This is a genomic window from uncultured Parabacteroides sp., from assembly GCF_947855115.1.
GTDB lineage: Bacteria > Bacteroidota > Bacteroidia > Bacteroidales > Tannerellaceae > Parabacteroides.
This window is the reverse complement of sequence record NZ_CANTZW010000002.1, coordinates 17,920-44,176: the sequence shown is the minus strand read 5'-3', so window position 1 is coordinate 44,176 and position 26,257 is coordinate 17,920. Positions and strand designations below refer to the sequence as shown.

Genomic DNA, 26,257 nt, shown 5'->3' with positions numbered 1-26,257 from the left:
CAAATTTTATTTATTGAAACGCTCTCTCAGTTTAGATAGCATATCCTTTGTCATGGCATCCAAGTCATACTCCGGCTTCCAGCCCCATTCCTCGCGGGCACACGTATCGTCCAAAGAGTTCGGCCACGACTCGGCGATAGCCTGGCGCAGAGGATCTACCTCATACTCCATCTGGAAGTCGGGCACGTATTTCTTGATATTATTAAAGATGATCTCCGGATCGAAACTCATCGAGGCGATGTTGAATGAGTTACGATGCACGAAATTCGTAGAATCCGCTTCCATGATCTCGATGGCGGCACGCAGGCCGTCCGGCATGTACATCATATCCATGAAAGTACCGGCGGCGATCGGGCAAACGAATTTCTCTCCCTTGGCGGCCGAATAGTAAATATCGACAGCGTAGTCCGTCGTTCCGCCACCCGGAGGCGTTACATAGGAAATTAATCCAGGGAAACGAACCGAACGCGTATCCACGCCGAAACGGATATTATAATAATCGCTTAACAACTCTCCGGATACCTTCGTTACGCCGTACATCGTACGAGGGTTGCGGATCGTGTCTTGAGGAGTCTTGTCTTTCGGGGTGTTGTTGCCGAACACGCCTATAGAGCTTGGCGTAAATACAGCGCAGTGCATCTCACGGGCTACCTCAAGCACATTGAACAAGCCGCCCATTCCGATCTTCCACGCCAACTGGGGTTTTGCCTCCGCTACAGCCGATAAAAGAGCCGCCAAATTATAGATCGTATCAATATTGTACTTTGATACCGTCTCTGCGATCTGCTGCTCGTTCGTGATATCCACGATCGCGGAAGGCCCCGACTCTAATAACTCGCCTTTAGGCTCCGCACCCGGGATATAACCCGCTACTATGTTCCCACCGTAGATACTTCTTAATTTCATGGTTAACTCTGATCCGATCTGACCGGTAGAACCAATTACTAATATATTCTTCATCGCGTTTAATGAGATTTAAGTTTTTTTCCAGCGGCAAAGGTATAGAGAATAAAACAGTTTAGACATGAATTTCTTCTCTTTTTTAGTATTAAAATTCAAAAAAAAAACAGACCTTTGTCTGTCGCTTTGACAACGAAGCTACTACTCACATCTATAATACTAATAAAAAACGAAGTTTTTATGTACGGGAAACTTAAAGAATTCTTGACAAATGAACTTGAAGGCATCAAAGCCGCGGGTTTATACAAGAACGAGCGTATCATTACAACGCCGCAAAGAGCCGACATCAAAGTAAATGCCGGAAGTGATGTTTTGAACTTCTGCGCCAATAACTATCTTGGCCTGTCTGATAACCAACGACTGATCAAGGCCGCGAAAGAAGCCATGGATACACACGGTTATGGTATGTCGTCCGTTCGTTTCATCTGTGGAACGCAGGATTTGCACAAGCAACTGGAAGCTGCCATCTCCGACTATTTCAAGACTGAAGACACGATCCTTTATGCCGCATGTTTCGACGCTAACGGCGGTTTGTTCGAACCGTTGTTCGGCGAGGAAGACGCTATCATATCGGATGCCTTGAACCACGCCTCCATCATCGACGGCGTCCGTCTATGCAAGGCTAAACGTTATCGCTACGCCAACGCCGATATGGCGGACTTGGAGCGTTGCCTGCAAGAGGCGCAGGCCCAACGTCATCGTATCATCGCTACGGACGGCGTATTCTCCATGGACGGCAATGTCGCCCCGATGGACAAGATTTGCGAGCTTGCCGAGAAATATGACGCGCTGGTCATGGTAGATGAATCTCACTCCGCCGGTGTCGTAGGACCGACGGGCCACGGCGTAGCCGAGCAATTCGATGTCTACGGACGTGTAGATATCTTCACAGGTACGCTGGGTAAGGCGTTCGGTGGCGCCATGGGAGGTTTCACTACCGGTAAGAAAGAGATTATCGATATGTTACGTCAGCGTTCCCGTCCTTACTTGTTCTCTAACTCTGTGGCCCCGGCTATCGTGGGCGCAAGCTTGGAGATGTTCAAGATGCTGAAGGAGAGCGACGCTTTACATACGAAATTAATGAGCAACGTAAGCTACTTCCGCGACAAGATGCTGGCTGCCGGTTTCGATATCAAGCCGACCCAATCCGCGATCTGCGCCGTTATGTTATATGACGCTAAGTTGTCTCAAGATTTCGCCGCCAAGATGCAGGAAGAGGGTATTTACGTAACCGGTTTCTATTACCCGGTAGTACCGAAGGGACAAGCCCGTATCCGCGTACAATTGTCCGCGGGCCACGAGACGGAGCATCTAGACAAGGCTATCGCCGCGTTTATCAAGGTAGGAAAAGAGCTAGGCGTTATCAAATAACACCTTTCCCATCCATACAATAAGGCCACATCCGGGCACGATGATCTCTGGATGTGGCCTTTTCCCAAAATGCAATACGAAATGGCTACATTTGATAACAAGGACTAAGCAAGGACTAAGCATGGAAGTAAAATGGTTCTCTTTCGCAAGTCTCGATCTATATCATAATGCGTCATTATCGTGAGGCGGGCCTCGGTAAAACAATACCGCCGCTTTAGGAGATACCGGCCAACGTCTTAATCGACTCGCGGGCTACACCGACAGTTCAGCGGAAAATAGACCTTCCGTCGTAAACTCTCCCATAGCTCCCTATATCACGATACCCAAGAATATAAAATAAAACCCTATATAGCTACAAAACGATCATGCAACTCAGTAACTACCATAGCCATTGTACTTTTTGTGATGGAAGAAGCATTCCGGAAGATTTCGTGAGATTCGCCATAGCGCATGGGTTCCGTGCGTACGGCTTTTCCTCCCACTCACCGCTTCCGTTCGAGACTTGCTGGAATATGTCTAAAGACGATATGCCGGAGTATCTGCAAGAAATAGAACGGTTGAAACAGAAATACAGCGATCAACTGGAAATATATGTCGGACTAGAAATTGATTATCTGGATGAGACCTACAACGCCTCTATCCCCTATTTCCAAGAGTTACCCTTGGATTACCGGATCGGCTCGATCCATTTCCTGCCCATGTCAGAGCATCTGGCCGAAAAGAACATGGTTTGCATAGACGGTTCGTTCAGGGAATACGCCCACTCCGTGGAACGTCATTTCGAGGGAGATGTCCGGTTACTTGTGAGGCGTTTCTTCGATAGCACGATGAAAATGATAGAGACCGGAGGCATCGATATCGTCGGGCATATGGACAAGATCTATATGAACGGACAGAAATATGAGATTTTCAATTTTGAGGAAGATTGGTACCGGAAGCCTTTCGAGGCTTGCCTGGATCTGGTAAAGGAGAAAGGACTGATGGTGGAGGTCAACACCAAGAACTGGACCAAAAAGAAAGAGCTTTATCCCCGTGTGGAATACCTCTCACGCATGCGGGAGATGAATATCCCGGTCATGGTAAACTCCGATTGCCATTATCCGGATTTGGTGAACGACGGTCGTACGGAAGCTTTCGAGTTACTGAGACAAGCCGGTTTCAAGTCTACCCGTGAGCTTGTAAAAGGCGAATGGCAAGATATTGCCTTCTAAGACTTCTTTTTCCGTTTATAAAGGAAAGATTGCCAGCGTTCCTCAGCGTTCCCTTGGCGAAACAGGTCATAACGTGCCATCATAAAGAACAAATCCGATAAACGATTCACGAATGCCATGATTCCGGCGGGAAGCGGGTCCTTCCGGTTCAATGTCCACAAACGGCGTTCGGCCCTACGGGTTATCGTACGAGCCAATTGGAGGTGCGCGGATACAGGCGTGCCTCCCGGAAGGATAAAATACCCGTTATCCTCCATCTGGGCAGACAGATCATCGATCTGGGACTCACAAAAGGCGGCTAAATCATCGGGAAGCGGATTCGGGTTCTTGTCGCGGATCGCCGAGGGAGTCGCCACATGAGACATCACGGTCATCATCTCCCGTTGTATCCTGCCCAGCAACGCCTGCCACTCATGATCGGGAGACAGCAACGAGCGGACAATGCCGATCTCGGCGTTCAACTCATCCAGCGTCCCATTCGCCTCAATACGGATGTCATCCTTATCGACACGCTCACCGCCATGTATGCCGGTCTTTCCCTTATCTCCTCCACGGGTATATATTCTCATAAGAAACTCGTTTTATGGCTTATAAAAAAAAGACTACCGTGTTCTCATACGAACACAATAGTCTTTTCTATTCGTTAATCAAAGAAGTGCTTAAACTTACTGAAGATCTTCTCTTTCATCGTCTTATTAGGCTGGAAGTTCGGTGAATTCTCCAAACCGTTCAGCGTCTCTTTCTCCGTAGACGATAAAGTCTCAGGGATATATACGCTCACGTTCACCAACAAGTCGCCCGTACCATAGCTATTGATGGAAGGAAGCCCCTTGTTACGCAAACGAAGCACCTTGCCCGGCTGCGTACCCGGCTCGATCTTCAATTTCGCCTTCCCATCGATGGTCGGGACCTCCACCGTGGCTCCCAAGGCAGCTTGCGGGACACTCAACAGCAAGTTATACAACAAATCGTTCTCGTCGCGAATCAACTCAGGATGCGGCTCCTCCTCGACCAAGATCAATAAGTCGCCGTTGATTCCGCCATGCCGCGCGGCGTTGCCTTTGCCGTTCATGGAGAGCTGCATGCCCTCGGCTACACCGGCAGGGATGTTGATCGTGATAATCTCGTCGTCGCGAACGACTCCCTCCCCGTTACACTCCGTACATTTCTTCACAACGACCTTACCCTCGCCACCACAGGTAGGACAAGTCGTCTGCGTCTGCATCTGCCCTAAGATCGTGTTGGCGATACGGGTAACGACACCGCTACCCTTACACGTATCACACGTCTTCGCGCCATCCGATCCTTCCGCTCCGCTACCGTGGCAATGTGAGCAAGGCACATATTTCTTCACCTTGATCTTCTTCTCCACCCCGTTAGCGATCTCTTTCAGGTTCAGTTTCACTTTCACGCGCAAATCCGATCCGCGGTTCACGCGGCGTCCTCCGCGAGAACCGCCAAAACCGCCAAAGCCACCGAAACCGCCAAAATGTCCACCAAAGATGTCACCGAACTGGGAGAAGATATCCTCCATCGACATACCGCCACCGAAGCCACCACCTTGTGAAGCCCCGCCGACACCCGCATGGCCGAACTGGTCATAACGCTGACGCTTTTGCGGATCGCTCAACACGTCGTATGCCTCAGCCGCCTCCTTAAAGTTCTCCTCCGCTTGCTTATCGCCCGGATTCTTGTCCGGGTGGAATTGTATCGCCTTCTTGCGGTACGCTTTCTTTATCTCATCTGCCGAGGCATTTTTCCCAACGCCCAGCACTTCATAGTAATCCCTCTTAGCCATCCTTGTATTTGTTATTTGCCGATTTTCCGATTATTCTCCCACTACTACTTTCGCGTGACGTATTACCTTGTCGAATAAGGTATATCCTGTTTGCACACAATCCAACACCTTTCCCTTCATGTCGGGTTCCGGAGCGGGAATCGTAGCGATAGCCTCAAATTCCTCCGTATCGAACGGCTTGCCTACAGCCTCGATAGGTTTCACGCCCTGCTGAGACAGATAACCCATGAACTTACCGAAGATCAAGTCCACGCCTTCTTTAACGGCCTCTACGTCCTCAGCCGTACGGACGTTTTGCAAGGCACGCTCGAAATCATCGATAATGGGAAGAAGGTTCTTTAACGCGCTCTCGCCGCCGGTCTTGATCAAATCGGCCTTCTCACGCATCGTGCGCTTACGGTAATTGTCAAACTCTGCCATCAAGCGTAAGTGGGAATCATTCAATTCATTATATTTTTTTTGCCAATCTTCCTGCTCACCCGACATATTGTCAGAATCCACGGTTTCATCTGCCGTATTTGACTGTTCTTCCTGCAAATTTGTCGCTTCCTCATTATTTACTTTTTCATTTTTTGAAGCGCTTTCTTTTTTCTCGTTTGGATTCATCTTGCTCATAATCTATATTATTTTTTTCGTTACTAACTAATTGTAAGCAAAATACAGTACCACATAAATATCATTGAAAGATATATATACAGTATCTATATCAGGTTCATACACTATTATAGCTGCAAATATATTGCCAACTATTCCACTACATCAAAAATATCTTTACCTTTGCCAATGTTTTTAGACAAGACAGGTATTTTTTAGAATAAATAAAAATCCAGTATATGACAAGAAATATAATTTTATCAACGTTGCTACTCATATTGGCGGCCTTTACGGTTTCTGCCCAAAACAAGAATACATCTATTATCTGCCGACTAGGTTTCACATACGATATCAGTCAAAGCAAGAATTGGGGAAACAACAAGCCGGTGATAAAAAGTGTCATCCCTTACTCTTCCGCCGAGCAAGCTGGTATCAAAAAATACGATGTGATCGAGGAGATCAACGGCGTACCTGTAACAGAGGTATCTGTCGACGAGATTCCTCAATTGCTGAACCCCGCGGGCAGAAACGATGTCTTATTGACCATCAGCAACCTTTCTTCGTCATCCAAGCAAGTATTGGTAAAAAAGGATTGCAAGAAAAGCAACGCTATCACGGAAGATCAACTGGCTTCAGCCTACTCGATGTATAGCTTGGAGACTACGAATGAGCAAGAATTCGTATGTCCGTTCAAGACTACCGTGACCTCTGATAGCGTGGATTTCGGCAATTTCAAGACATTCGCTTTCTCTACTATCGATGAGAATAATCGCAAACTGGAAACGGTCATAAATGAATGCATCGAGAACGAGCTGACAAAAAAAGGACTTACGGTAGATATCGTAAAGCCGGATCTATTGATACAGACTTTCTATTTTTTCGATAAGAACCCGAACTATCTGGGAGCGAATAAGGTACAGGTAGAGAAAGAGCCGACTTTCCGTTATAACTTCTCACATAGCAAGATGGAGCAATTCCCGTTCTTGAGTTACTCTGCCGCCGAGGCAGAAGCCGAATATCTATTGCAATTCGGTATCCGTATCATCGATCAAAAGGATGTTCCCGGACGTATACTCTGGGAATGCGAGGCGAACGAGTTGCTGGAAGACTCCTATCTTTTGGACGAATACGCCCGGGTACATGTACCGTTAATGTGTATGCAATACCCCTACGTTAAATATGGACGTAACGTGCCGTTCAAGGTGGACAAGAAAACTTATAATTACACGGGAATTAGCTACGATATCGATAAATTAGAACTAGTGGCAGACGTAGACCGTAACTCCCCCGCCTACGCGGCGGGTATTCGCCCCCGCGACATCATAGAGAAAATCGGTCGCCATAAGATGAATCACTCGGCAGAAGAGTTCTCTTCCGCGTATAAACGTTTCATCACGAATACGATGCAATATCGTAATCCGAAGACAATGTTTACGGATGCGAACGGTTTTAAGTATTGCATGCTCTGGGATGTATTCAAATATCCCCAAGTAGCGGATGCTTCGCAAAATTCCGATTACCTGCCGGCATTTTCTTACTTATATTATTTCGCTCCTTATATTAATCCATCCGGCAATAATGCCTGTACGTTTAATATAAAGCGCGGTAAGACAAAACAAGAAGTAATCATCCGTCCTACCATTCGCTCTGAAGTAACGGTAGAGATTAAATAAAGATTTTACAAACACGTGATATACCCACAAAATTTTGAACAAAAGACGGGATTTGATAAAGTCCGTCACCTAATTACAGAAAAATGTTTAAGTCCGCTCGGGGAAGAGCGGGTAGCGGAGATGGGATTTTCCTCCGATTTCGAGGTCGTATCCAAGCGATTGGAGCAAACCGACGAGTTCATCCGTATCCTACATGGTGATACGGAATTTCCCGCCAACTACTTCTTCGACGTACGTTACTCTTTAAAACGCATCCGCCCGGAAGGTACTTGGCTGGACGAGCGGGAGTTGTTCGATTTAAGACGCTCCCTACAAACCATCAATGACATCGTGCGCTTCTTCAAGCCCATGGACGATGAGGAAATCAAATATCCGGCCTTGACAGAATTAGCGGGAGATATTTTTGTCTTTCCACAGTTGACCGGAAAGATCGATGGCATCCTCGATAAATTTGGCAAAGTCAAGGATAACGCTTCCCCTACCCTGGCGCAGATCCGCAGGGAGATGACAATTACGATGAGCGGTATCTCCCGCAGCCTGCAATCCATCCTCCGTGCGGCACAATCGGACGGGGTTGTCGATAAGGACGTGGCTCCTACCATGCGCGACGGACGCTTGATGATCCCGGTAGCCCCGGCTTTCAAACGAAAGATAAAAGGCATCGTGCACGACGAGTCCGCCAGCGGTAAGACGGTCTTTATCGAGCCGGAGGTTGTCGTGGAAGCAAATAACCGTGTCCGGGAACTGGAAGGGGAAGAACGTAGGGAAATCATTAAGATATTGACCGAATTCACAAACATAATCCGGCCTTTAGCCCCGGATATCCTGCGATCATATGAATTTCTCGCCGATATCGATTTCATTCGCGCGAAAGCATTATTCGCGGAGCAAATCAAAGCGATCAAGCCGATCTTGGAAGATAAACGGCAAGTGGATTGGGCACATGCCATACATCCGCTATTATTCCTGTCTCTGCAAAAGCAGGGTAAGCAAGTGGTTCCCTTGGATATCGAACTGACAGAGGAAAAACGTATCCTGATCATATCCGGCCCGAACGCAGGCGGTAAATCTGTTTGCTTGAAAACGGTCGGATTACTTCAGTACATGCTACAATGTGGTTTGCTGATTCCTTTGCACGAACGTTCACGAACCGGTATTTTCGAGCATATATTCATCGATATCGGAGATGAGCAAAGCATAGAGAACGACTTAAGCACCTACAGCTCCCACCTTACCAACATGAAGCATTTCGTGAAGAATTGCAACGAGCGGACTATCATCCTGATCGATGAGTTTGGTAGCGGTACGGAACCTCAGATCGGCGGCGCTATCGCCGAGGCCTTATTGGATCGTTTCAACAGGAATCATAGCTTTGGCGTGATCACGACCCACTACCAGAACCTAAAGCATTTCGCCGAGGATACAGAGGGTATCGTAAACGGAGCCATGCTGTATGATCGTCATTTGATGCAACCCCTGTTCAAGTTATCCATCGGGAATCCGGGTAGCTCGTTCGCCGTAGAGATCGCACGCAAGATCGGATTGCCCGAGGACGTGATAGCCGACGCTTCCGCGAATGTCGGGGCAGATTATATCAATATGGACAAATACCTGCAAGATATCGTCCGCGACAAGCGTTATTGGGAAAGCAAACGGCAGAATATCCGCCAACGGGAGAAAAAACTGGAAGACATCACCTCCCGTTACGAACAAGATCTGGAGGCCGTAAACAAACAACGGAAAGAAATTATCCGGGAAGCGAAAGCCGAGGCCCAACGTATCCTTATGGAGGCCAACGCAAAAATTGAGAATACGATCCGCGAGATCAAGGAGGCGCAGGCAGAGAAAGAGCAGACCAAACTGGCCCGCAAAGCTTTGGAGGAATTCAAAAGCTCCGTAATGGCGACCGAGGAAGAGGATGATAAGATCGCACGCAAGATGGCGAAGCTCAAGGAGCGAAATGAGCGGAAAAGGCAAAAACAAAAGGTCACGACCCAGCCTGTATTCAATAAAGACGTGATAGAGATCGGAGACAATGTACGCCTTAAAGGACAGGTTTCCGCCGGGACCGTCATGGAACTACAAGGGAAGCAAGCGGTCGTAGCGTTCGGAATGATCAAAAGCACGGTTAAGCTGGAGCAACTGGAGAAGGTAAGCAAGGGCCAGATCAAGCGGGAAATCCAGAAAAGTACGTTCGTTAGCGCCCAGACCTCCGATGATATGCATGAGAAGAAGATAAACTTCAAGCAAGAAATCGATGTCAGGGGTATGAGAGGTGACGAGGCGTTGCAAAGCGTGACCTATTTTATTGACGATGCCATCCAAGTCGGGGCAAGCAAGGTTCGCATCTTACATGGAACCGGTATGGGGATCTTGCGCCAGTTAATCCGGGATTATCTACGCACGGTTCCCGGCATACGTCGTTTCCAAGACGAGCACGTGCAATTTGGAGGCGCAGGCATCACTGTCGTCGAGTTCGATTAAGCATGACACTATTTATCCCCCCTAAACATAAGGATTGGTTTTGACACCAATCCTTATGATCTGAAAAATTTCTTCCTATACTTATAAAAAGTGTTCTTGGAGACGTTGAAATGCTCGCAGATCGATCCCACCGACTCTCCCCGTTCCAACATATCCATGATCTCCCCTTTATGGGAGTCCAAGAAAAACAACTTGGATTCCGAGCCTTTAGGCCGTCCCAACCGCTTGCCCGAACTTCTCACCTGCTCCAAGGCATCTTTTGTACGTATAGAGACCAGGCCGTGATCAATCTCGTCTACCTGTTTAAAGATATTAATCATTAATTGGCGATCCATCCGGTCATCGAATATATAACGATCGTCTATACAATATACCGTCACGTCCCTTTCCATGCAAACAGTAAGTATCCTCATCAACTCATACAAGGTAAGACACAAACGGGTGATATCCGATACGATCAAGGCATCCCCTTTCTTCAAACGCTCGAGAACAAGTTTTAACTTTGGCCCCGGTAGTTTCGCCTTCTCCCCGGATACTTCCATGACCCATTTATCCACACGGATACCTTTGTCCAAAGCAAAAGAGGCAATCTCTTCCCTTTGAATATCCAAGTATTGCCGGTCTGTAGCCACATTTAAATACGCTATCGTCATAAATCTCACTAATTATTTCTAACGTGAAAATACAAAAAGAATGAGTATATCTATAAGATTATGGGATGTTTAACGCTTTATTTCGTACATTTGCGTTTATATCCATATATTATGATAAAGCATATACGAGTAGCCAGCCAACAGTTGGAGCATCCCCGGTTCGAGACCCCCAAAGAACTGATCTCTTGGATGGGCGCTATCCAGGCGCAAGAATATGAGATGGCCAAATGGGCGATCGGAGTCCGCTTGAGATCCTCTACCCTTGAAAAGGTAAACGAGTCTCTGCGCAAAGGCGAGATACTGCGTACCCACGTGATGCGTCCCACATGGCATTTCGTGGCGGCCGAGGACATCCGGTGGATGCTTATGCTATCTTCCGAACGCATCAAGGCCGCTGTCATGTCATACGCCAAGGGACATTTCGGGCAGATAGAACAATCCCTATTCACAAGATGCCTTGATCTGATCGGAAAGATCCTGGAAGGCCATAAAAGCCTGACCAAACAGGAAATAACGGTGGAACTGGAAAAATCAGGAATCCTGCCTACCACAAATCACGCGAATCTCTTCCTGACATGGGGCGAGCTAGAAGGCATCGTTTGTAACGGGATCGACAAAGGGAGAAAAACGACTTATGCTTTATTAGACGAACGTGTACCTCCTGCCCGTGAGCTTTGCAGGGAGGAGGCCCTGGCGAGATTGGCTTCCAGATATTTCCAAAGCCACTCCCCTGCCCAATTGCAGGATTTCGTTTGGTGGTCCGGGCTAACCGCCACCGAATGTAAGCTCGCCATAAATCTGATCCAGGAGGAATTAATGGTCGAGACATCGGGTTCCCGCGAATATTTCATCCATCAGTCATGGAAGGGGAAGCATAAAAGCGAGCCCGTCCTGCGTTTCCTCCCCTCTTTCGATGAATATCTGATCAGCTACAAAAACCGAACGGATGTACTGCCTTTGGAACATCATCCGAGAGCGTTCAACCGGTTCGGCACCTTCTATCCGGTTATCTTATATGATGGAGAGATAATAGGCAATTGGAGCCGTTCCGTCAAAAAAAATACCACTCAAATAGAAATGAGTTTTTTCGGGAAAAAGCCTCGTATTCCTGCCGGGTTGATCCGGGAGGCTGAAACGCAAATAAACGCTTTTTACATGGTTTCTCCATAAATATATTTATCCCGGTATTTATAGAGGTAACTAATTACTCATCTTGAAAAAAAGATAAGCTTATGCGCATAAATAAATATTCTATCATACTTCTGTTTTCGTTTATCTTTTTACAAATAAAGGCAACAGGGCTATCGGATGATATTATTTATATCAATGGCGAAGAATGGAGATTAATGGCGAAGCCGATAGATACAGATTCCACCCTATACGCGCGATTGAGAGATTTTCTTCCGGAGAATCATTGTGTGTCAACCGCCAACTGGAATGGCTACACCGCTTTTTGGGAAATACGGCATGATTATCTTTATCTGCGACGCATGGAAATCCGCGTGTATGACAAAACAAGCCAGAAAGACTCCACATTGGTTTACAACACGGACGCATTGAAAAAACTCTTTGTCTCTTATTATGAGGATGGAGAGATTCCGGCTCGTTGGTTCAGCGGCGAGCTCCGGGCCGGGCAGGGTGATCTTGTGAGATATGTACATATTGGTTTCGATCGCAATATGGCAACAGAGATGGTGATGAGAATGAAAGATGGCAAAGTTCTGAAATCAGACATTTATCACAATTACAAGAACGATGGCCTGAATCTATCTAAGGCGCAAGACGAGATTATCAAACGGTTCCCTTGGAAGCAGTTTCCCGAATATAAAGGACAACGGCTTTCTTTCTTCATCGGTAATTTTCAAATGACAAATGACGGACATTTACTAGATCTCGACGTATATGCTATTTTTATCCGCCCCTCACGAGAAGAGATAAAGGATGGGAATCATCCGCTGGCAGTCGCTTTTAAGGAAACATTGAAATCTATTTACCCATGGGAAACACTGTTTATCAACGGTAGATATACGGTGGAATATCCACGCTTCGTAATGCCGATTTACGAGAAATATTTAATAGCACACACAACCGAGGCACATTTGGAAGTAGGTGTTCCGGTTTGTTACCTAAATGAACGCGGAGACACCATCATCCCGTATGGCAAATACAAATTCTGCCATACGGATACCATACGGACCATAGGATTTGTATACGAGAATAAAACCGACGCAAGAATTGTTTGCGTAGATACGAATGGACGTAAGTTGTTTAATGTATTCAAATACGACAATGGCGCCGACTATGTCGAAGAAGGACTTTTCCGTATAACAGATGATAATGGGTTAATCGGGTTTGCCGACACATCGGGCGTCGTAATTATCAAACCTCAATTCAAGTTCGCTTTCCCATTCAAGAACGGTAAAACAAAAGTTACGTCCTCCGGCGAGTTCGAGGAATGGTTTTACATAAACAAACACGGCCAAAGATTATCCACCTCCACAAATTAAAGGATCACGAAAAAGACGATTCTTCACCTCGTTGCCAACCCGCATCACTTGCCATATCGATAATACAAAAGGATGGTTTCTACGACCCGCTTTTTTGTGACGAATAAATATGGAGTACCTTGCTCAAAGTACCGGAGTACTATGCCTGAAGTACTACAGTACTTCGCAGAAAGTACTGTACGGATCTTAATGTTTTTACCTCGCCTGTCATACGGCAACAATTTATTAGTCTACAATCTCAAACCGTACCAGCATGGAATAATTTTTCTTTATCGTACGAAAACTGTCGAACGAAGCCACATTGGAGGACATGACATTGCTTTGCGCAAATGAAATGTCGTTCATATTATTTCCCTCTACGATACGAATAACGCCACCCAACTTCTTGCCTAATGCTTCGACTAAATAGGCGGCTTTCCGTTGCGCCGCTTTTAGCGCGTCTATTTTTCCTTTTTGATGATATGCCAACATATTTTTATTCTCCAACTCACCGATGCGCATCGTGTTAATGCCTTTGGTGTCTATGCGCCCAACTATTTCATCTATTTGTTTGAAATCGGTCAGTGTAATGTCAAATTGCTTGGATACCAAAAAGTCTTGTCCCTGTTTTCGCCAATAGTCGCCAATCTCTTGTGTACGGATCGCATCTTGCGGAATACCTGCCTCGGCAAGATTTTTCCTTAACCCTTGCTCTATCCGCGACAAGGGTACTTTGGTGTGATATTCTTCGGGCTTAGACTTTCCGTCAAATTCTTCCTCGAAATATTCACGGATTTCAACAATATAATGGATCTTGTCCGGTACGATTTCTATTTCCGACGTACCGGTCACCTCAATATAGCGTTCGCTTGTCTGCGCTTGTAACGAAAACGCTACAAACATCATAATAGCCGATAATATGACTTTCGTTTTCATGATCATCTTGTATTAATTTATTTCGATTCTACTTTTTTACCTCCCCTGTTTATGCATCGGTAGAAAGAGGATTTCCACCCTCCGCAGGCATATGTGGCGAAACACAACATGTTTTCTATCTATCTGAAAATAAAACAATTATTAATTATTTTACCGATCACAGGTAACATTCTAGAAACGAGCGAAATTCAACCGATTATTCCATTCTGCATATATTCAAAGAACTTTTTCGTAATGCGAATATAAGATTTACAGGTGATAAAAGCAATATTATTGACTTTTACTATCCTAAAAAATGCCGTTGAGAGGAGTCTGTTCCCCCCCCTCTCAACGAAACTTCCCACCCGTCAGATGATGCCGTATTTTCTCAACTTCTCATACATGGGTGGTCCGGCTGATGTTCAGTATCCATGCGGACTTTGCACCGTTGTTTCCGCATAACCATACGTTATAAATTCCGTTTTTAATTATAGTTCTTATTGAGCTAATTATTGACACGATGTAAGTGAATAGCTACTATTTAGTGTTTAATAGATAGATGATGCAAATATTCTGTTTACAATGGGCAGAAATTTGCGACTTATTCCTAAGTTGCTTCTTCAACCCAGACATGACTCAATACATCCGTCAACGAGCGTAAAGGTGAATGCGGGTTTAACGATTTTAATACATCGTCGATGTCCTTGCCGTTTTTTTTATCGCCAAAAGCATATATATTGACATCATGTTGAATGAACTTTGTTTCACACTATCATGGTAGCCAGCCGTCAGAGCATTGTAAGCTTCGACTTCTCCATTTCTGACCCGTTGGACGAGTTTGCCGACTTTGAAACTCAGATCAACTGCATCTTGAGTCACAAGATTGTTACCAATATCCATATGCCGCTCGCACGAGTTTGGAACAGCAATGCCAAGGCACAACATAACAGGATAAATATCTTTCGTATGACTTATTGATTTTATAAGTGTTGTTATTCGTTTTCATCATCAAAGAAATGTTCGTTCTCTTCCACGGCATTGAAACATTTACTAGACAGACGGGCAAAGAAACCTTCTCTGCTCCTGTTTACACGCTGTGTCATATGTTTGGTTCCTTCAGATGTGGCATGAAATATCATTGTATTGGTGATAGAAATGGTCGCAGCTACCTGTTCTACGTCCTGATTAGCTCCGATATAGGCAAACACCCAGCCTTTGCCTTTTAACTCATCCACCAATGCTTTAATCGCTTTACCATTGTACTCTTGCGAAGAGTTCTCACAGCCGTCGGTAACGATAGTCACAAGCACTCGATCATCTTCTGCCACTTTGAGACGAAGGGCATTGAGCGACATTCCCATGGCATCGTACAAGGCCGTGCAGCAATCCGGACGGTAAGTTTCTGCCGTAACTTCTTTAACATCTTTGGCCGGAACGCAATCATATACGGTCTTTATGTTGTCATTGAACGTGACGAGCGACACACAGTGTTCCTGGTCTTCGTTCTTCTTTTCGGCGAAACGAATAGTCTGTACAGTTTCGTTCACGCTGTCAATAGCTTCTTTCTTAATGCTCTGCATCGAACCACTCTCGTCGAGAATGATAAGATTAAAAACTTTTATCTTCATTGAATTGCTAATATTTTGTTTAATATTTTTAACATACTTCCTTTTCCGTTACAACCACTACTTCTTCATCCAGCTTTAACAGCCTGACCATTCCTTAAATCTGAGCGTTGACAACAGGAGAAAGAGAAAAACTTTACAATAAACTATATACCCAATTATCCGAGATTTTGAATAGCCGATACTTCATTTAATGATAATGCGTTGTTGCTCTATAATAAGTATTACATAATCCCGAATCATATCTTTTGTCAACCGATGCCCTCCGGGGAATAAGAAATATTTGGTGTAATGCTCACAATATTCTACAGTTGTTTTAACCTGTTTGCACCAAAATCCCCGTATAGTTGTCGTCGGAATTTTTCTCACACAAGAACTTTATCACATCCGCAACATCCTCCAAGGGTTTGTTATCCATTAATCTGGCTGTCAAAATTTCCGGAGCGATCGTTTTATACACTCCATCGGAACATAAAAAGATTCTGTCGCCTGGCTGTAATTCAAATTGTTCTATATCTGGCCGGACAATTTCAGGGCGATAAGAGAAAAAACATTTGCTTACCATTTCCCATCCAAAGCTAAGTTCGATATGGTCTTTCGTTTGATAAACCACGTCACCACCACGAAGCAGATAACAACGGCTGTCACCACAATGGGCGATGGTCACTTTATTACCTTCTATGCTTGCCAATACCAAAGTGGTTCCCATTTCAACACAATTCAATTTGTCAGCACGCTTATCCATAGCCGATGATGCCGCATAGCAGGCAGCTTTGACTTTGATATCACCATCATTCTCCTGCGGATTAGTTTCCCAATAAGATGCAATGGCTTCACATACAGTCTGTGCTGCGACATCACCCATAGCATGACCGCCCATGCCGTCACATACAATAAACAATGTCTTATGCTGATCCGGACAGGTAATAACTTTAAAGACATCCTGATTGATAGCTCGTATACCTTTTTCTGTAAATGTAATATATCTTATTTCCATAAGTCATTCAATGTCTATCCTTGAAACTTAGCCAGATGTTTTGCAATACATTGTAGCCATTTCGCGCTTTCCGTACTCAGGCAGGCGTACTTGTCGGCCTACTCGAAACAATGTCTGGCTTTTTCCAGCAAATGTCGGTCGTTTTCCGCCACACCCCGGTCGTAATAAAACTTACCCAGCAAATTATAAGCCATCGGTATCTGAGGGGCGGTTTCTTCCAGCCACTTTTCATACTCCGAATCCGGGAGCCGCTCTGCCCGGCCTACGGCATAGTTGATTTTCGCCAAGGGGTAACCACGTTCCGAAGCCAAGAGCAAGAGGATACGTTCTCATCCGGTCTCTCAAGTTTTCCTGAGCGGCAGCGGGAAGGAGCCAATAGGCTAAAAACAAATAAACCCACTTTTTTATTTTACGCTACATATTTATTTACAAAAAACACGGAATGGGCATCGCTTCCGGTAACACATCCAGCCGTCAGCCGACTCGACCACTTTGTCCACCGAATCACGGATTTCCGTTAATATCCGGCAAAATTCCTGTTCCGTCAGAATCGTCTTGTAAGGATCAGCCGCTCCCCTTGTATGGAAAAGCTGCTTTCCCCGTGTCAGAAGCAAGGCATTCCGGAATCGTTCGTTCTGGTCGAACATCGCCCGGTAAGCCCTCCGCAAAAGAAGCTGGAACGAAGCTCCGTTGCGCTCTATCACTTCGCCATTCCAAAACACCTGCTGCTTTACCTTCCAGGTATTCGTGCTCTTCTGCCTGGCTTTCCGGCCTTTCATCTGGCATACCTGATGTTGTACCTGCCGATCGGCATATTTCAGCGACTGCAAAAAACCTTCCATCGAACCGCACAGGAAGCCGTCCAACTCGAATTTATTCCCGCACAGGTTCGACAAAACATCCGCCGGATATTCCCCTTTCGAATAAATATCGACCGCTTTTCCCCGCCGGACCAGCCACCTTACATAAAGAGATCTAATCTTATTCATCCGAACCATATTTACTCATGAGATAATCTTTCCTCAGTTCTGCCATCAGCCGGTCCATACGCGACAGAGGGCGAGGAGTTTCCTCCACCGCCCGCTTTGCCTTCTCGGACTTCGGACAATCCCTTTTCGGGATATGTTCCCGCGGCTTTTCGGGCGGGACAAAGCGTTCGACACGCCCCCGGAAAGGCACATAGACAATATCCTCGCTGCCGTTCGTCTCCATCAAGTGGTGGGCATCGCCTTCCCAATACACCATCGGCCCCAAGTCCGAACATAGCTTCCGGCAACTATAGCGTCCTTCCATCGCCCGCAAACGCTCGACTTTGGCCTTCAGTTCCTCCAGATCACGGGCAAAAACGAAATTCCAGTAAAAACGATTCTCGTACTGCCAGTCTTCACTGTCGAAACAGGGGTACGCTTTCCGTTCCCCTCCCACATAGATCCCTTCCTTCGGTTTCCCTTCCAGGAAACGGTAGACAAGTTCCTCCACACCTAAGAATGGGATGCCGTAGACGGTTATTTTGGAGTTGTTGGTAAGTTGCATATTACACCAGATCAGAGCCACAATATTCACAAGTTACACTTCCGTGGAGATTCTCCCCATGGCATACGCGGCAAATCACCGACGAGTTGTTTTCCAGAATCCGGTCGTACGCTCCGCTGTCCACCCACCGTTTCAATTCAAGGGCGCGAATTACCGTCCAAGGATGGTCATTGGAAAATAGGTTAATCGCTTTCTCCCAAGCCCTATCGGTCGTGGAGAGTTCCTTCTCGAAATCTTCCGCTTCACGAAGGAAAGCATCTACATTTATCCGGTCGAAATAACGCCCAGGTACCCCCGACATCTTGATAATCGCCTTCATTGCCGCGTCAAGATCCTGACAAGCCAGCAATCCGGCGCGGTCTGCCGTAAACTCCGACATACGCGACCAGCGCATCAAAGCGATGGAAAATAATTTGTCCGATATAAAACCAATTATCGGAACCTCACTAATGAAATTCGTCAACAAAGAACCCATCGTATGGTAAATGACGTGTTTGCTTTTGATATGCCCCAATTCGTGCCCGATAACGAAAGTCTGCTCCATATCGCTCATCAAATCGATTACTCCCGTATTCAGAACCATCATTGTCGTTTCCTTGTATCCAGTCGTATAGCCGTTAATTCCGTAATTCCACTCCAAATAAACACGGGGAAGATCCGCCACATCCAAGATAGAGGCAGCCTCTTTCACCAAATGAAAAAGTTCCGGGCAGGAATCTTCCGTCACATGGTAGCTGCTGCCTTTATGAATCACATAATTTGCCTTCACCCCTGTCCAGTTCAAAAAGGCACTTACGACATGGTCAAAACCTTTCATCGAAGTCAGTGCCTGCAACGTCTTCCGGTCTTCCGGATGTTCATAAATCTTCGAATCTAATCCTAATAAATGTGTACACATAATCTATCATTATAAAAAAAAATACATAAAAAAGGATAAGACGGCGACAACTAAAGCGATTATACAGCCTTTCTTAAGTTTTTCGTTCCCGACCGTCAACCTTTCATTTTCAGAACGTAGGTACTTTATTTTTTCTTCCGATTCCATTACTTTTCCGACCAAGGCTTGGCTTTTACTCATTAAATCCTGTATTTTGCCCTGCAACTTCCTCATTCCGTCCAAATCAGGTCCAAGTCCGGCCCTAAGCTCCTTGTTTTCTTCTGCCAATCTTTCGTTCTCGGAACACAAATCCTTTATTCTTTTTTCCAGACCTTGGTTCTCGGCTGTCAATTTCTGTATTAGGTCACGTAATTCCTTCGCATCATTATCTCCAGACTCGAAAAATTCCATTTCGGCAAAGCTGTCCAAGGATTTGTAATTTATCTTTTGGATGTCACTTTTGTTCCAACCGAATCTTTCACTGATAGTCTCGGGGCTTTTCGTATAAATAAATTTTACCGGCCTGCCGGGATTGAATATCTTCCCCGCAGACTCTTTTAACTTCCTGCCGGATAAATCCATCCAATAAGCATTCAGCCTGTCGCAATCACAAATCAGGTTGACCGTACCTGCCGAGAACATCGGTGAGAAAACCTCCGCGAACTTTTCCCAACCGGACAGATAGGCGAACAAGAACCTACTGATTTCACCCAGATTATCCCCTGCAAAAATCAGTTGGAAATTGAGCGGCCTCCCGAAAGTATCCTTCCGGTGATGTTCCGGGAGATTATTGATAGCAAGGAAATAGACCGGCTCACTGGATCTGTCATTTTCTATCAGGACCACCTCGTATTGGGCATACAGGAATAACTTATCCAAGTAATAGGATGCCTTCCCCAACACCGTTACCTCCGGCATTTCCAATTTTCCGGCTTTCCCCAAAGGTTCACCTTCAAACCAATGGTAGCCATTGCAATTTTTATTTATATAAATCTTCATACGCTGCTAAAATTTAAAATCTGAACCATCCGGGTCAAGGCTATTATAAATAACCTTATACTTTCCCAGGAAACGTTTGTCTTCCTTCATTTTACTAATAGCCCGGCACATGGCCACCAATTGAGTTTCCTGGCTAAAAGAACCAAGAATGCCAATCGTCTTCAATATAAATCTAATTATTTTCCATAAACAATCGAACAAAAACAAAGATCCAGAATTACTGGCACTTATCAAAGTGCGTACTTTCTGGTTGGCAATAGCAGCTGCGTCCTGCACCATGAATTTCATGATTTCCAGCAGCAACTGGTCGCAGTTGTCGGGTTTGTATTCCCCTACGGGCTTGAACCAAGCATACGGTATCGGGTAGCCTTCCCTAAAACAATACGGAGGACGCGGGATTTCCCGTACATCAACCAGCCTGTCTTTCCCTGTCAGGCAATAAGGTAACCCGGTTTTACCCAAAGTCACGATATTTGCTGATTTCATTTCGCAACGGATGCAATCCCGGTCGCCATCCCCCACTAAATTACGGTTGTCTTCCATGTCTTTCTGGAACACCTTTTTATCCGGATCGTACGCCAGTATCTTCATCCGGTCCGGCTCGGTATAGTGGTCGAACAGAAGCCCCCCAATGGTTTCGACAGGCATCGTCATGATTTTTACCTTCGAAAAATTCTCTGTTATGGCTATCTGATCCTGATAAACCTTCTCAATCAGTTGGTAAACCTTGTCCATCCTATTCTTCTGAACCCAATATTCACATTTGATAGGAACAAAGACCAGCAACCTCAAGGCTTCCTTCCCCCGGTTCATCCCCCAAAGGCTGACCATATCCCTCAACTCTTCTACACAATTCAATGCCTCATCGTAATATGCGTCCTGCATGTTGTCGGTATACAGCAACGAGGGAGTATCTACGGCAACCATCAGGATCTGACAATCTTTCACCAGATCACACACCTGATTATAGGCTGGATGTATCTGTTTGAAGTTCTCACCCGGTATATCAATAAAATTCACAGTCAACGGATCCACCCCTTGGACACTTGTAATAGTCAGCTGAAACCGGTATTCCGAAAGTTGTTGGCTACCCGTCAGGTCCCCCAGCCTGGGTTCTGGGCTCCAATCTTTCTTCAACAAATTTTCCATACCTAGTTTGCTGTCGTTCAACGTAGTCTTACCGTCAGTATAATCCGTCTTGTCCTGTAACAGCAGGTTGTAATCCTTCGACAAATAAGTACGGCTCACCGTCAGCATACTCGACAAGATGGAAGTCTTCCCCGAACGGCTCGCCCCAAATAACATGACATTTATAGAACTCATCTCTTTAATTTATTAATCATTTTTTGAATAGAACAAATTAGACCCGCAGATCATTTTATACCCGTTACCTTCCTTCAGGCGTAACTTATCCACTTTCACCATCTCGACCAGGAAATCCTCGTTCTTGTCGAGAAAATCGAACACCGACTGTAACAGCATCCCGAAGAAGCCCGCCTTGTTGCGGTATCGCTTATATTTCATCGCCACAAACGAGAGCAGATATATGATTGGCTGGGCACAGAAAACTGGAAAGTATTTGGCATCCGCGCCATCTGCAGTTATGCCATCGTAGAACTTGAATTTCGAAACATGCATCTGCCCGTCGTACACGAAACGGTCGAATACAACGCCTCCCACTGTCAGGATTGGAGCGACGACAACCGCCACTTTCCCTTTCGACTGCAACAAACTGATTAGCCGCATATAGAATTTGTCACAAATCAGGCGGAACATCTCTTCCGAACGGTTCTTCCGACGGCTTTCTTCCACCAGCAAATCCAAGTATTTCTCGCATTTCAGGGGGACAAGCATCACCAGCTTATCATCGAACGAGTCCAAATTGTCTTCCACAAATTTGGTCACCAAGGCCACCTGGTTCTTCTCCTCGTTGTAAGCCCCTCCATCCTCCATCAGATAAGGTGCATCGATGGCGATAATCACCACCTCCGATTCCCGGATTTTCTCCGATACGTATTCCGGCTCCTGCTCCAGTTTCTCGCCTGGATAATCCGTTACGGTCAGATCCACGCAAGGCGTGCAGCCGAGAAGCCCCAAGTCGAACTTGAATATGTGTTCCCCCTTGCTCGGCGGAATGACGGCTATGTCCGTCCGCTTGCTGAACACTTCCAGCAGCTTGTCCCTGTGTTTGGCAAGTTCCGTCCGGGTTTCCGGTTTCGCCATCATCGAAATCCGAGTCCGGGCAAAACCGTCCTTACTACGGGAATCGTTGAAAATTGACGTCAGTACAGTTGTCTTGCCCACTCCCCGGGCGCCCAGCATACAGATATTCAGCGACAAATGGGCATGTGCCTTATCTTTAAATTTATCAAAAAAACTCATAATCCTTTTTATTTTTATCCATTATTATTCCTCGAAAAAACGCATCGTCCGGAAGCCATTATTTTCAATTCACATATTGGCTGAACTGGCAACAGGCGTTCATCTCCTGCGAAAGAGTTAGGATATCGCCCACTGCTTCCCGGATGTTCTCCTGCATTCGGATTTCCTTTTGCCAAATGCGGGTGGCGTATTCGGCATAGAAACCGTAAAGCTCCTCGCCGTTCCCGGTATTGACCAATTCCTGCATGAACGTTTCGACCATGCACCAGACGAGCAGGTTCGGCATCGACATCTCCTGTACTTCCACATCCAGTATCGAAAAGCTCAGTCCGAATTCACGGGACAGGTTTTCCTGCACTTTCAGGATAGCCGAACATACAGCTTGCCAGATACGATCCACCCGTTCCCCGACACTTCCTCCATCCGAGATGAAAGTTTCCGCCTTCATCGGAGCACAAGCCTTAACACATTTCGCATACAGGAAACCTTCGATATTCATCCGGAAAGCCACTACCGAACGGAAAGCCGATCGTAATGTCTTGTAAGCGCCCAGTTTTTCCCGGCAGAAGGCGTCCATCCATTCCACCGAGGGCTTCCCGTTCGATGCGGTCGACAAATTCAGGCATCCCAACTTGCCATCATCGAACAGGATCCGGGCGATTTCATTCTTCACCCCGTCCTGCACCTTCCGGATACTACCGGCACTGACAACCTTCAAGGCCGAGAGGATTTTAGCCCGGGCATTGTCTGTAAAATTATTGAAAACAAGCTGCGTATGCTTGGCACCCATCCGGTACAAGGCCTCTTCTATTTCAGGCTTGGTAGGCACGAACTCCAGGACTGAATCCACCATCGGCCTCAAGTCCTCGACGATGGTGCCGCAAACCTTGTCTTTTTCCCCTTCCAGCTTTTCCACGTACTGTTCCAGGGCAAAACGCAATCTCAGGTTCTCATAATTCCGGTTAAACTCCGTCTGGTAATTCGGATTCGTTTTTTCCAGCGAGCCGATAGCCTTACCCAGCGTCTCGCATACGGAATTGTACTCGTAATACAACTCTTTCGCACGCTTGTCGGCCGATACCATGAACGAGCGGTCTATGTCGTCGATATTATTCTGAATGAGATCTAGGACAGGGAACAGAATATTCCGCGTCACATCCTCTTTATCCGTATTATCCACCAGCCCCCAATAAGGCATCGGTTTCTTCACCCCGTCTTTCGAACCGTATTCCGTATGGGCAAGACCGTTCCTTACGTATTGACAGGTACTGATGTAACCGTCATATTTAACTTTATTATTCTTAAACAACGGGTAATCAGGCCCAAAATGATTTACGTTCCCCACTATCCACCGCTCCGGGCTGTAATCGGCCAGAGTTTCAAATATCTCATTAAGCTTATCCACTTCTATCTCGGGCAAGCTACTCAGCCCTGTTTCTGGTACCAGCAACGTATAAATGGCTACATCCGTATCGTTGGCAAGCACGTCGAACATCTTCGCCTTATCTTTATCCGAAGTATGCCCGTTCCCCAAACCGATCGTATCCACCATGACAATTTTCCCGGCTTCACTAAACGTATATTCTTTCTTGACATAAGCTGCCTTTACAGCCACGAATTTATTGAACAGCACCTTCGTCACAGATCCGTGGACTTCCCGTTCGTACTTGTCGTAACGGGAAGGGATAGGGTCGCCCGTTACAAATTCCTTATATTTCGCCACATATTCTACAACATTCTCTTCCCCGTTGAAAAGCGAAGGCTCTTTTCCTTCCAGGCAAGAACGGTACACACCCACCCCTTGTATGTAATCTCGGTAAAAGACCCTCTTTATGTCTTCTTTCGACAGATTTTCAACCTCGACGATATTTCCCCTGAGCCGCTCCACATCGTCAAGGGAAGCCACCCGATACCGGTTTCCGAAATATTCTTTCAATTTCGTATTTACGGCGTTCAGAAATTCAGGGATCGTATAATAATCCAAATTCAGGGAAAAAGGTTCCTTTGAGTTTTCAATAATGGAAACAGCCCCCGTACAGTCGGTCAGGCTGGAAGTGGGGATTACGTCGTCGCCCAAGCCTGAAACGGATTGCAGGAAACAGCTTTTCCCCTTCCTCGCATAGCCTATCAGAGCTATCTGGATGCTCTCGCGGGAAAAACGCCTGTGCAGCCGTTCCAGTTCTTTCCGCAAGGCTTCCAGCCTGTTCTCCAAAGTTTGCAGGTTCAAGGTCTCGAGGGTATCGGCCAGCATCGGGGCATAATCCAAAAGAGCCAGCATATTCCCCGTTCCTGCCTGCTTTTGGTAACTCAGCTTCTCCTGCAAGGCTCGAAGCCTGCCTGCCAAAACAGATACGTTACGCACCAATTCCAGCTTCCGTTCTATCTCCGGTAACCGTGTATCCTTGCGCTCTTTAATAATCGCATCTATGCGTTTTGATATTTCTTCTGCCATAAGATTTAAGTTTTTAAGTTTTCCTGTTTCTTATACTTTCATGGAAATCAACTTTTTAATTTCCGATAAAGTTTCTCGTATTCCACCTCTGTAATCTTTACTCGTATCCGATAAAAATATGAATTATCATAATCCGGATTCAACACATCTTCCGCCTGCATACGCGAAGCCCACTGCATCAGGGCATAGCCTGCCATTTTTGTTTGCGGTACAAAAGACAACACACCACCTGCCGCCACACCAAGACCCTTCAACATATTCTGCCCCAAGCCGGTAGGATTGAGCCGTGCAAGGTAGTTGCTCCTCGGTTTCAAGTCCTTTACCTTCCCTTTTACAAGGCGGTCGATGGCATCCAGGTCGTCCAACACGTAATAACAGGTTATCGCTCCCAGATATGCAAATAACTTCACGTCGGAGTCCTTACTTTGACCCGCCGCACTAAGGAAACACCGGCAAGCCTCTTCCAGCCGTTTCCGGTTCACCCCGGCAGCGTGGACAGCTCCCGGCAAGAGGTCTTTCCCTTTATGAAAATCCTGTGGAAAGTCTAATTTGGGTATTTCCAAATCCACGAATCTCCGGAAATTCCAAAGGACTCCCCCACGGTTTTCTGTATCGAAAATATTTTCTACTTCCATGACTGTCAGATAAAATTCAAAGCCATAATAGCTTCCTTAAGATCATTGAAACTCATCTCCCGGGCTTTCAGTTCTCTTTCCGAATTGGCCTTGTCTTCCTGCAACATACGGCTTCCATACGCAACTGTCGCAGCCACCGGGGTAGCCAGCCCCCCCGAAGCCACCGTAACAGCCAAAGCAACCAAAGCTGCTATCCCGGTCCTTACATCTGAACCGTTCTTTTCCCAAAAAGAAGCTTCGAAAGACAACTTGGCAACTCCGGACTGTATCACCTTCACCGCCTGTCCTTCGCCAAGATAAAAATAACACATCATCAGCCCTAAATATGAAAGTAATAGCCGTTCCCGCGTTTCAATCGCCGTAGCAGCGTTGAAATACCCGACAGCCGCGACCAGCATCTCCCTGTACGTGTCGGGATGAGATACGTACTGTGCCTGCCCTAACAACATCATAGCGGATTCGTATTCTTTGCTCAGCAGTTTGTTTATTTTTGCATCCACACTCTCCACCAGTTTGAAATACGTCATAATAGAAACACCCAAATTCTTAGCAGCGAAAATACCGCTTATCAATGATAGCATAATTTTTCCCTCCTTAATTATTTAACGTAAA

Annotated in this window: 24 protein-coding genes; 6 read left to right on the top strand and 18 right to left on the bottom strand. The window is 46.1% G+C overall.

Annotation, left to right across the window (positions count from 1 at the left end):
* Window positions 1–6 precede the first annotated feature (6 nt).
* A complete protein-coding gene (locus tag Q0110_RS01850; protein ID WP_297901489.1) occupies window positions 7–960 on the bottom strand; it encodes an NAD-dependent epimerase/dehydratase family protein in 954 nt (317 codons plus the stop codon).
* A gap of 180 nt (window positions 961–1,140) precedes the next feature.
* Here Q0110_RS01850 and kbl point away from each other — a divergent pair, with 180 nt between their 5' ends.
* Both kbl and Q0110_RS01840 read left to right on the top strand, forming a co-directional pair.
* Entirely contained in the window at window positions 1,141–2,331 is a 1,191-nt protein-coding gene (gene kbl, locus Q0110_RS01845; protein WP_297901486.1) for a glycine C-acetyltransferase, read from the top strand.
* A gap of 365 nt (window positions 2,332–2,696) precedes the next feature.
* On the top strand, window positions 2,697–3,542 hold the full coding sequence (locus Q0110_RS01840) for a histidinol-phosphatase (protein ID WP_297901483.1): 846 nt from the start codon (window positions 2,697–2,699) through the stop codon (window positions 3,540–3,542).
* Here Q0110_RS01840 and Q0110_RS01835 read toward each other — a convergent pair.
* The 3 genes from Q0110_RS01835 to Q0110_RS01825 form a co-directional block, all read right to left on the bottom strand.
* The gene (locus Q0110_RS01835) at window positions 3,539–4,111 is read right to left on the bottom strand and encodes a cob(I)yrinic acid a,c-diamide adenosyltransferase (RefSeq protein ID WP_297901480.1); all 573 of its coding nucleotides are present in this window, start codon (window positions 4,109–4,111) and stop codon (window positions 3,539–3,541) included. The two genes, Q0110_RS01840 and Q0110_RS01835, sit on opposite strands and share 4 nt — an antisense overlap.
* A 74-nt stretch (window positions 4,112–4,185) precedes the next feature.
* The gene (gene dnaJ, locus Q0110_RS01830) at window positions 4,186–5,340 is read right to left on the bottom strand and encodes a molecular chaperone DnaJ (protein WP_297901477.1); all 1,155 of its coding nucleotides are present in this window, start codon (window positions 5,338–5,340) and stop codon (window positions 4,186–4,188) included.
* A gap of 30 nt (window positions 5,341–5,370) precedes the next feature.
* Entirely contained in the window at window positions 5,371–5,955 is a 585-nt protein-coding gene (locus Q0110_RS01825; protein ID WP_297901474.1) for a nucleotide exchange factor GrpE, read from the bottom strand.
* Window positions 5,956–6,173: 218 nt separating this feature from the next.
* Here Q0110_RS01825 and Q0110_RS01820 point away from each other — a divergent pair, with 218 nt between their 5' ends.
* Both Q0110_RS01820 and Q0110_RS01815 read left to right on the top strand, forming a co-directional pair.
* On the top strand, window positions 6,174–7,607 hold the full coding sequence (locus Q0110_RS01820; protein ID WP_297901471.1) for a PDZ domain-containing protein: 1,434 nt from the start codon (window positions 6,174–6,176) through the stop codon (window positions 7,605–7,607).
* A gap of 15 nt (window positions 7,608–7,622) precedes the next feature.
* Window positions 7,623–10,091 carry a Smr/MutS family protein gene (locus Q0110_RS01815; protein ID WP_297901468.1) on the top strand — a complete coding sequence of 823 codons (2,469 nt, stop codon included), beginning with the start codon at window positions 7,623–7,625 and terminating at the stop codon, window positions 10,089–10,091.
* Between the two features lie 53 nt (window positions 10,092–10,144).
* Here the strand turns inward: Q0110_RS01815 and Q0110_RS01810 are convergent, their stop codons facing one another.
* Window positions 10,145–10,744 carry a recombinase family protein gene (locus Q0110_RS01810; RefSeq protein WP_297901464.1) on the bottom strand — a complete coding sequence of 200 codons (600 nt, stop codon included), beginning with the start codon at window positions 10,742–10,744 and terminating at the stop codon, window positions 10,145–10,147.
* 111 nt (window positions 10,745–10,855) lie between these two features.
* Between Q0110_RS01810 and Q0110_RS01805 the strand changes: the two genes are divergently transcribed.
* On the top strand, window positions 10,856–11,914 hold the full coding sequence (locus Q0110_RS01805) for a winged helix DNA-binding domain-containing protein (RefSeq protein ID WP_297901462.1): 1,059 nt from the start codon (window positions 10,856–10,858) through the stop codon (window positions 11,912–11,914).
* 62 nt (window positions 11,915–11,976) lie between these two features.
* On the top strand, window positions 11,977–13,251 hold the full coding sequence (locus Q0110_RS01800) for a WG repeat-containing protein (protein ID WP_297901460.1): 1,275 nt from the start codon (window positions 11,977–11,979) through the stop codon (window positions 13,249–13,251).
* Window positions 13,252–13,476: 225 nt separating this feature from the next.
* Here the strand turns inward: Q0110_RS01800 and Q0110_RS01795 are convergent, their stop codons facing one another.
* From Q0110_RS01795 to Q0110_RS01735, 13 genes are all read right to left on the bottom strand, one after another.
* Window positions 13,477–14,166: an SIMPL domain-containing protein gene (locus Q0110_RS01795; protein ID WP_297901456.1), complete on the bottom strand. Its 690-nt coding sequence runs from the start codon at window positions 14,164–14,166 to the stop codon at window positions 13,477–13,479.
* Window positions 14,167–15,137: 971 nt separating this feature from the next.
* Entirely contained in the window at window positions 15,138–15,773 is a 636-nt protein-coding gene (locus Q0110_RS01790) for a vWA domain-containing protein (RefSeq protein WP_297901454.1), read from the bottom strand.
* 313 nt (window positions 15,774–16,086) lie between these two features.
* The gene (locus Q0110_RS01785; RefSeq protein ID WP_297901451.1) at window positions 16,087–16,767 is read right to left on the bottom strand and encodes a protein phosphatase 2C domain-containing protein; all 681 of its coding nucleotides are present in this window, start codon (window positions 16,765–16,767) and stop codon (window positions 16,087–16,089) included.
* 98 nt (window positions 16,768–16,865) lie between these two features.
* Window positions 16,866–17,078 carry a hypothetical protein gene (locus Q0110_RS01780; RefSeq protein WP_297901448.1) on the bottom strand — a complete coding sequence of 71 codons (213 nt, stop codon included), beginning with the start codon at window positions 17,076–17,078 and terminating at the stop codon, window positions 16,866–16,868.
* A gap of 111 nt (window positions 17,079–17,189) precedes the next feature.
* Window positions 17,190–17,756, bottom strand: a complete 567-nt coding sequence (locus Q0110_RS01775) for a hypothetical protein (RefSeq protein WP_297901445.1) — start codon at window positions 17,754–17,756, stop codon at window positions 17,190–17,192.
* On the bottom strand, window positions 17,749–18,321 hold the full coding sequence (locus Q0110_RS01770) for a hypothetical protein (protein ID WP_297901442.1): 573 nt from the start codon (window positions 18,319–18,321) through the stop codon (window positions 17,749–17,751). The genes Q0110_RS01775 and Q0110_RS01770 overlap by 8 nt, the downstream gene beginning before the upstream one ends.
* Window positions 18,302–19,198 carry a M48 family metallopeptidase gene (locus Q0110_RS01765; RefSeq protein WP_297901439.1) on the bottom strand — a complete coding sequence of 299 codons (897 nt, stop codon included), beginning with the start codon at window positions 19,196–19,198 and terminating at the stop codon, window positions 18,302–18,304. Before Q0110_RS01765 ends, Q0110_RS01770 begins: the two co-directional genes overlap by 20 nt.
* A gap of 9 nt (window positions 19,199–19,207) precedes the next feature.
* Window positions 19,208–20,176, bottom strand: coding sequence for a hypothetical protein (locus tag Q0110_RS01760; protein ID WP_297901436.1), 969 nt, complete (start codon window positions 20,174–20,176; stop codon window positions 19,208–19,210).
* A gap of 6 nt (window positions 20,177–20,182) precedes the next feature.
* A complete protein-coding gene (locus Q0110_RS01755; RefSeq protein WP_297901433.1) occupies window positions 20,183–21,499 on the bottom strand; it encodes a hypothetical protein in 1,317 nt (438 codons plus the stop codon).
* Between the two features lie 12 nt (window positions 21,500–21,511).
* A complete protein-coding gene (locus Q0110_RS01750; RefSeq protein ID WP_297901430.1) occupies window positions 21,512–22,558 on the bottom strand; it encodes a hypothetical protein in 1,047 nt (348 codons plus the stop codon).
* 64 nt (window positions 22,559–22,622) lie between these two features.
* Window positions 22,623–25,010: a hypothetical protein gene (locus tag Q0110_RS01745; RefSeq protein WP_297901427.1), complete on the bottom strand. Its 2,388-nt coding sequence runs from the start codon at window positions 25,008–25,010 to the stop codon at window positions 22,623–22,625.
* Between the two features lie 47 nt (window positions 25,011–25,057).
* Window positions 25,058–25,645, bottom strand: a complete 588-nt coding sequence (locus Q0110_RS01740; protein ID WP_297901424.1) for a hypothetical protein — start codon at window positions 25,643–25,645, stop codon at window positions 25,058–25,060.
* Window positions 25,646–25,650: 5 nt separating this feature from the next.
* Window positions 25,651–26,226, bottom strand: a complete 576-nt coding sequence (locus Q0110_RS01735; RefSeq protein ID WP_297901421.1) for a hypothetical protein — start codon at window positions 26,224–26,226, stop codon at window positions 25,651–25,653.
* Window positions 26,227–26,257: the final 31 nt, after the last annotated feature.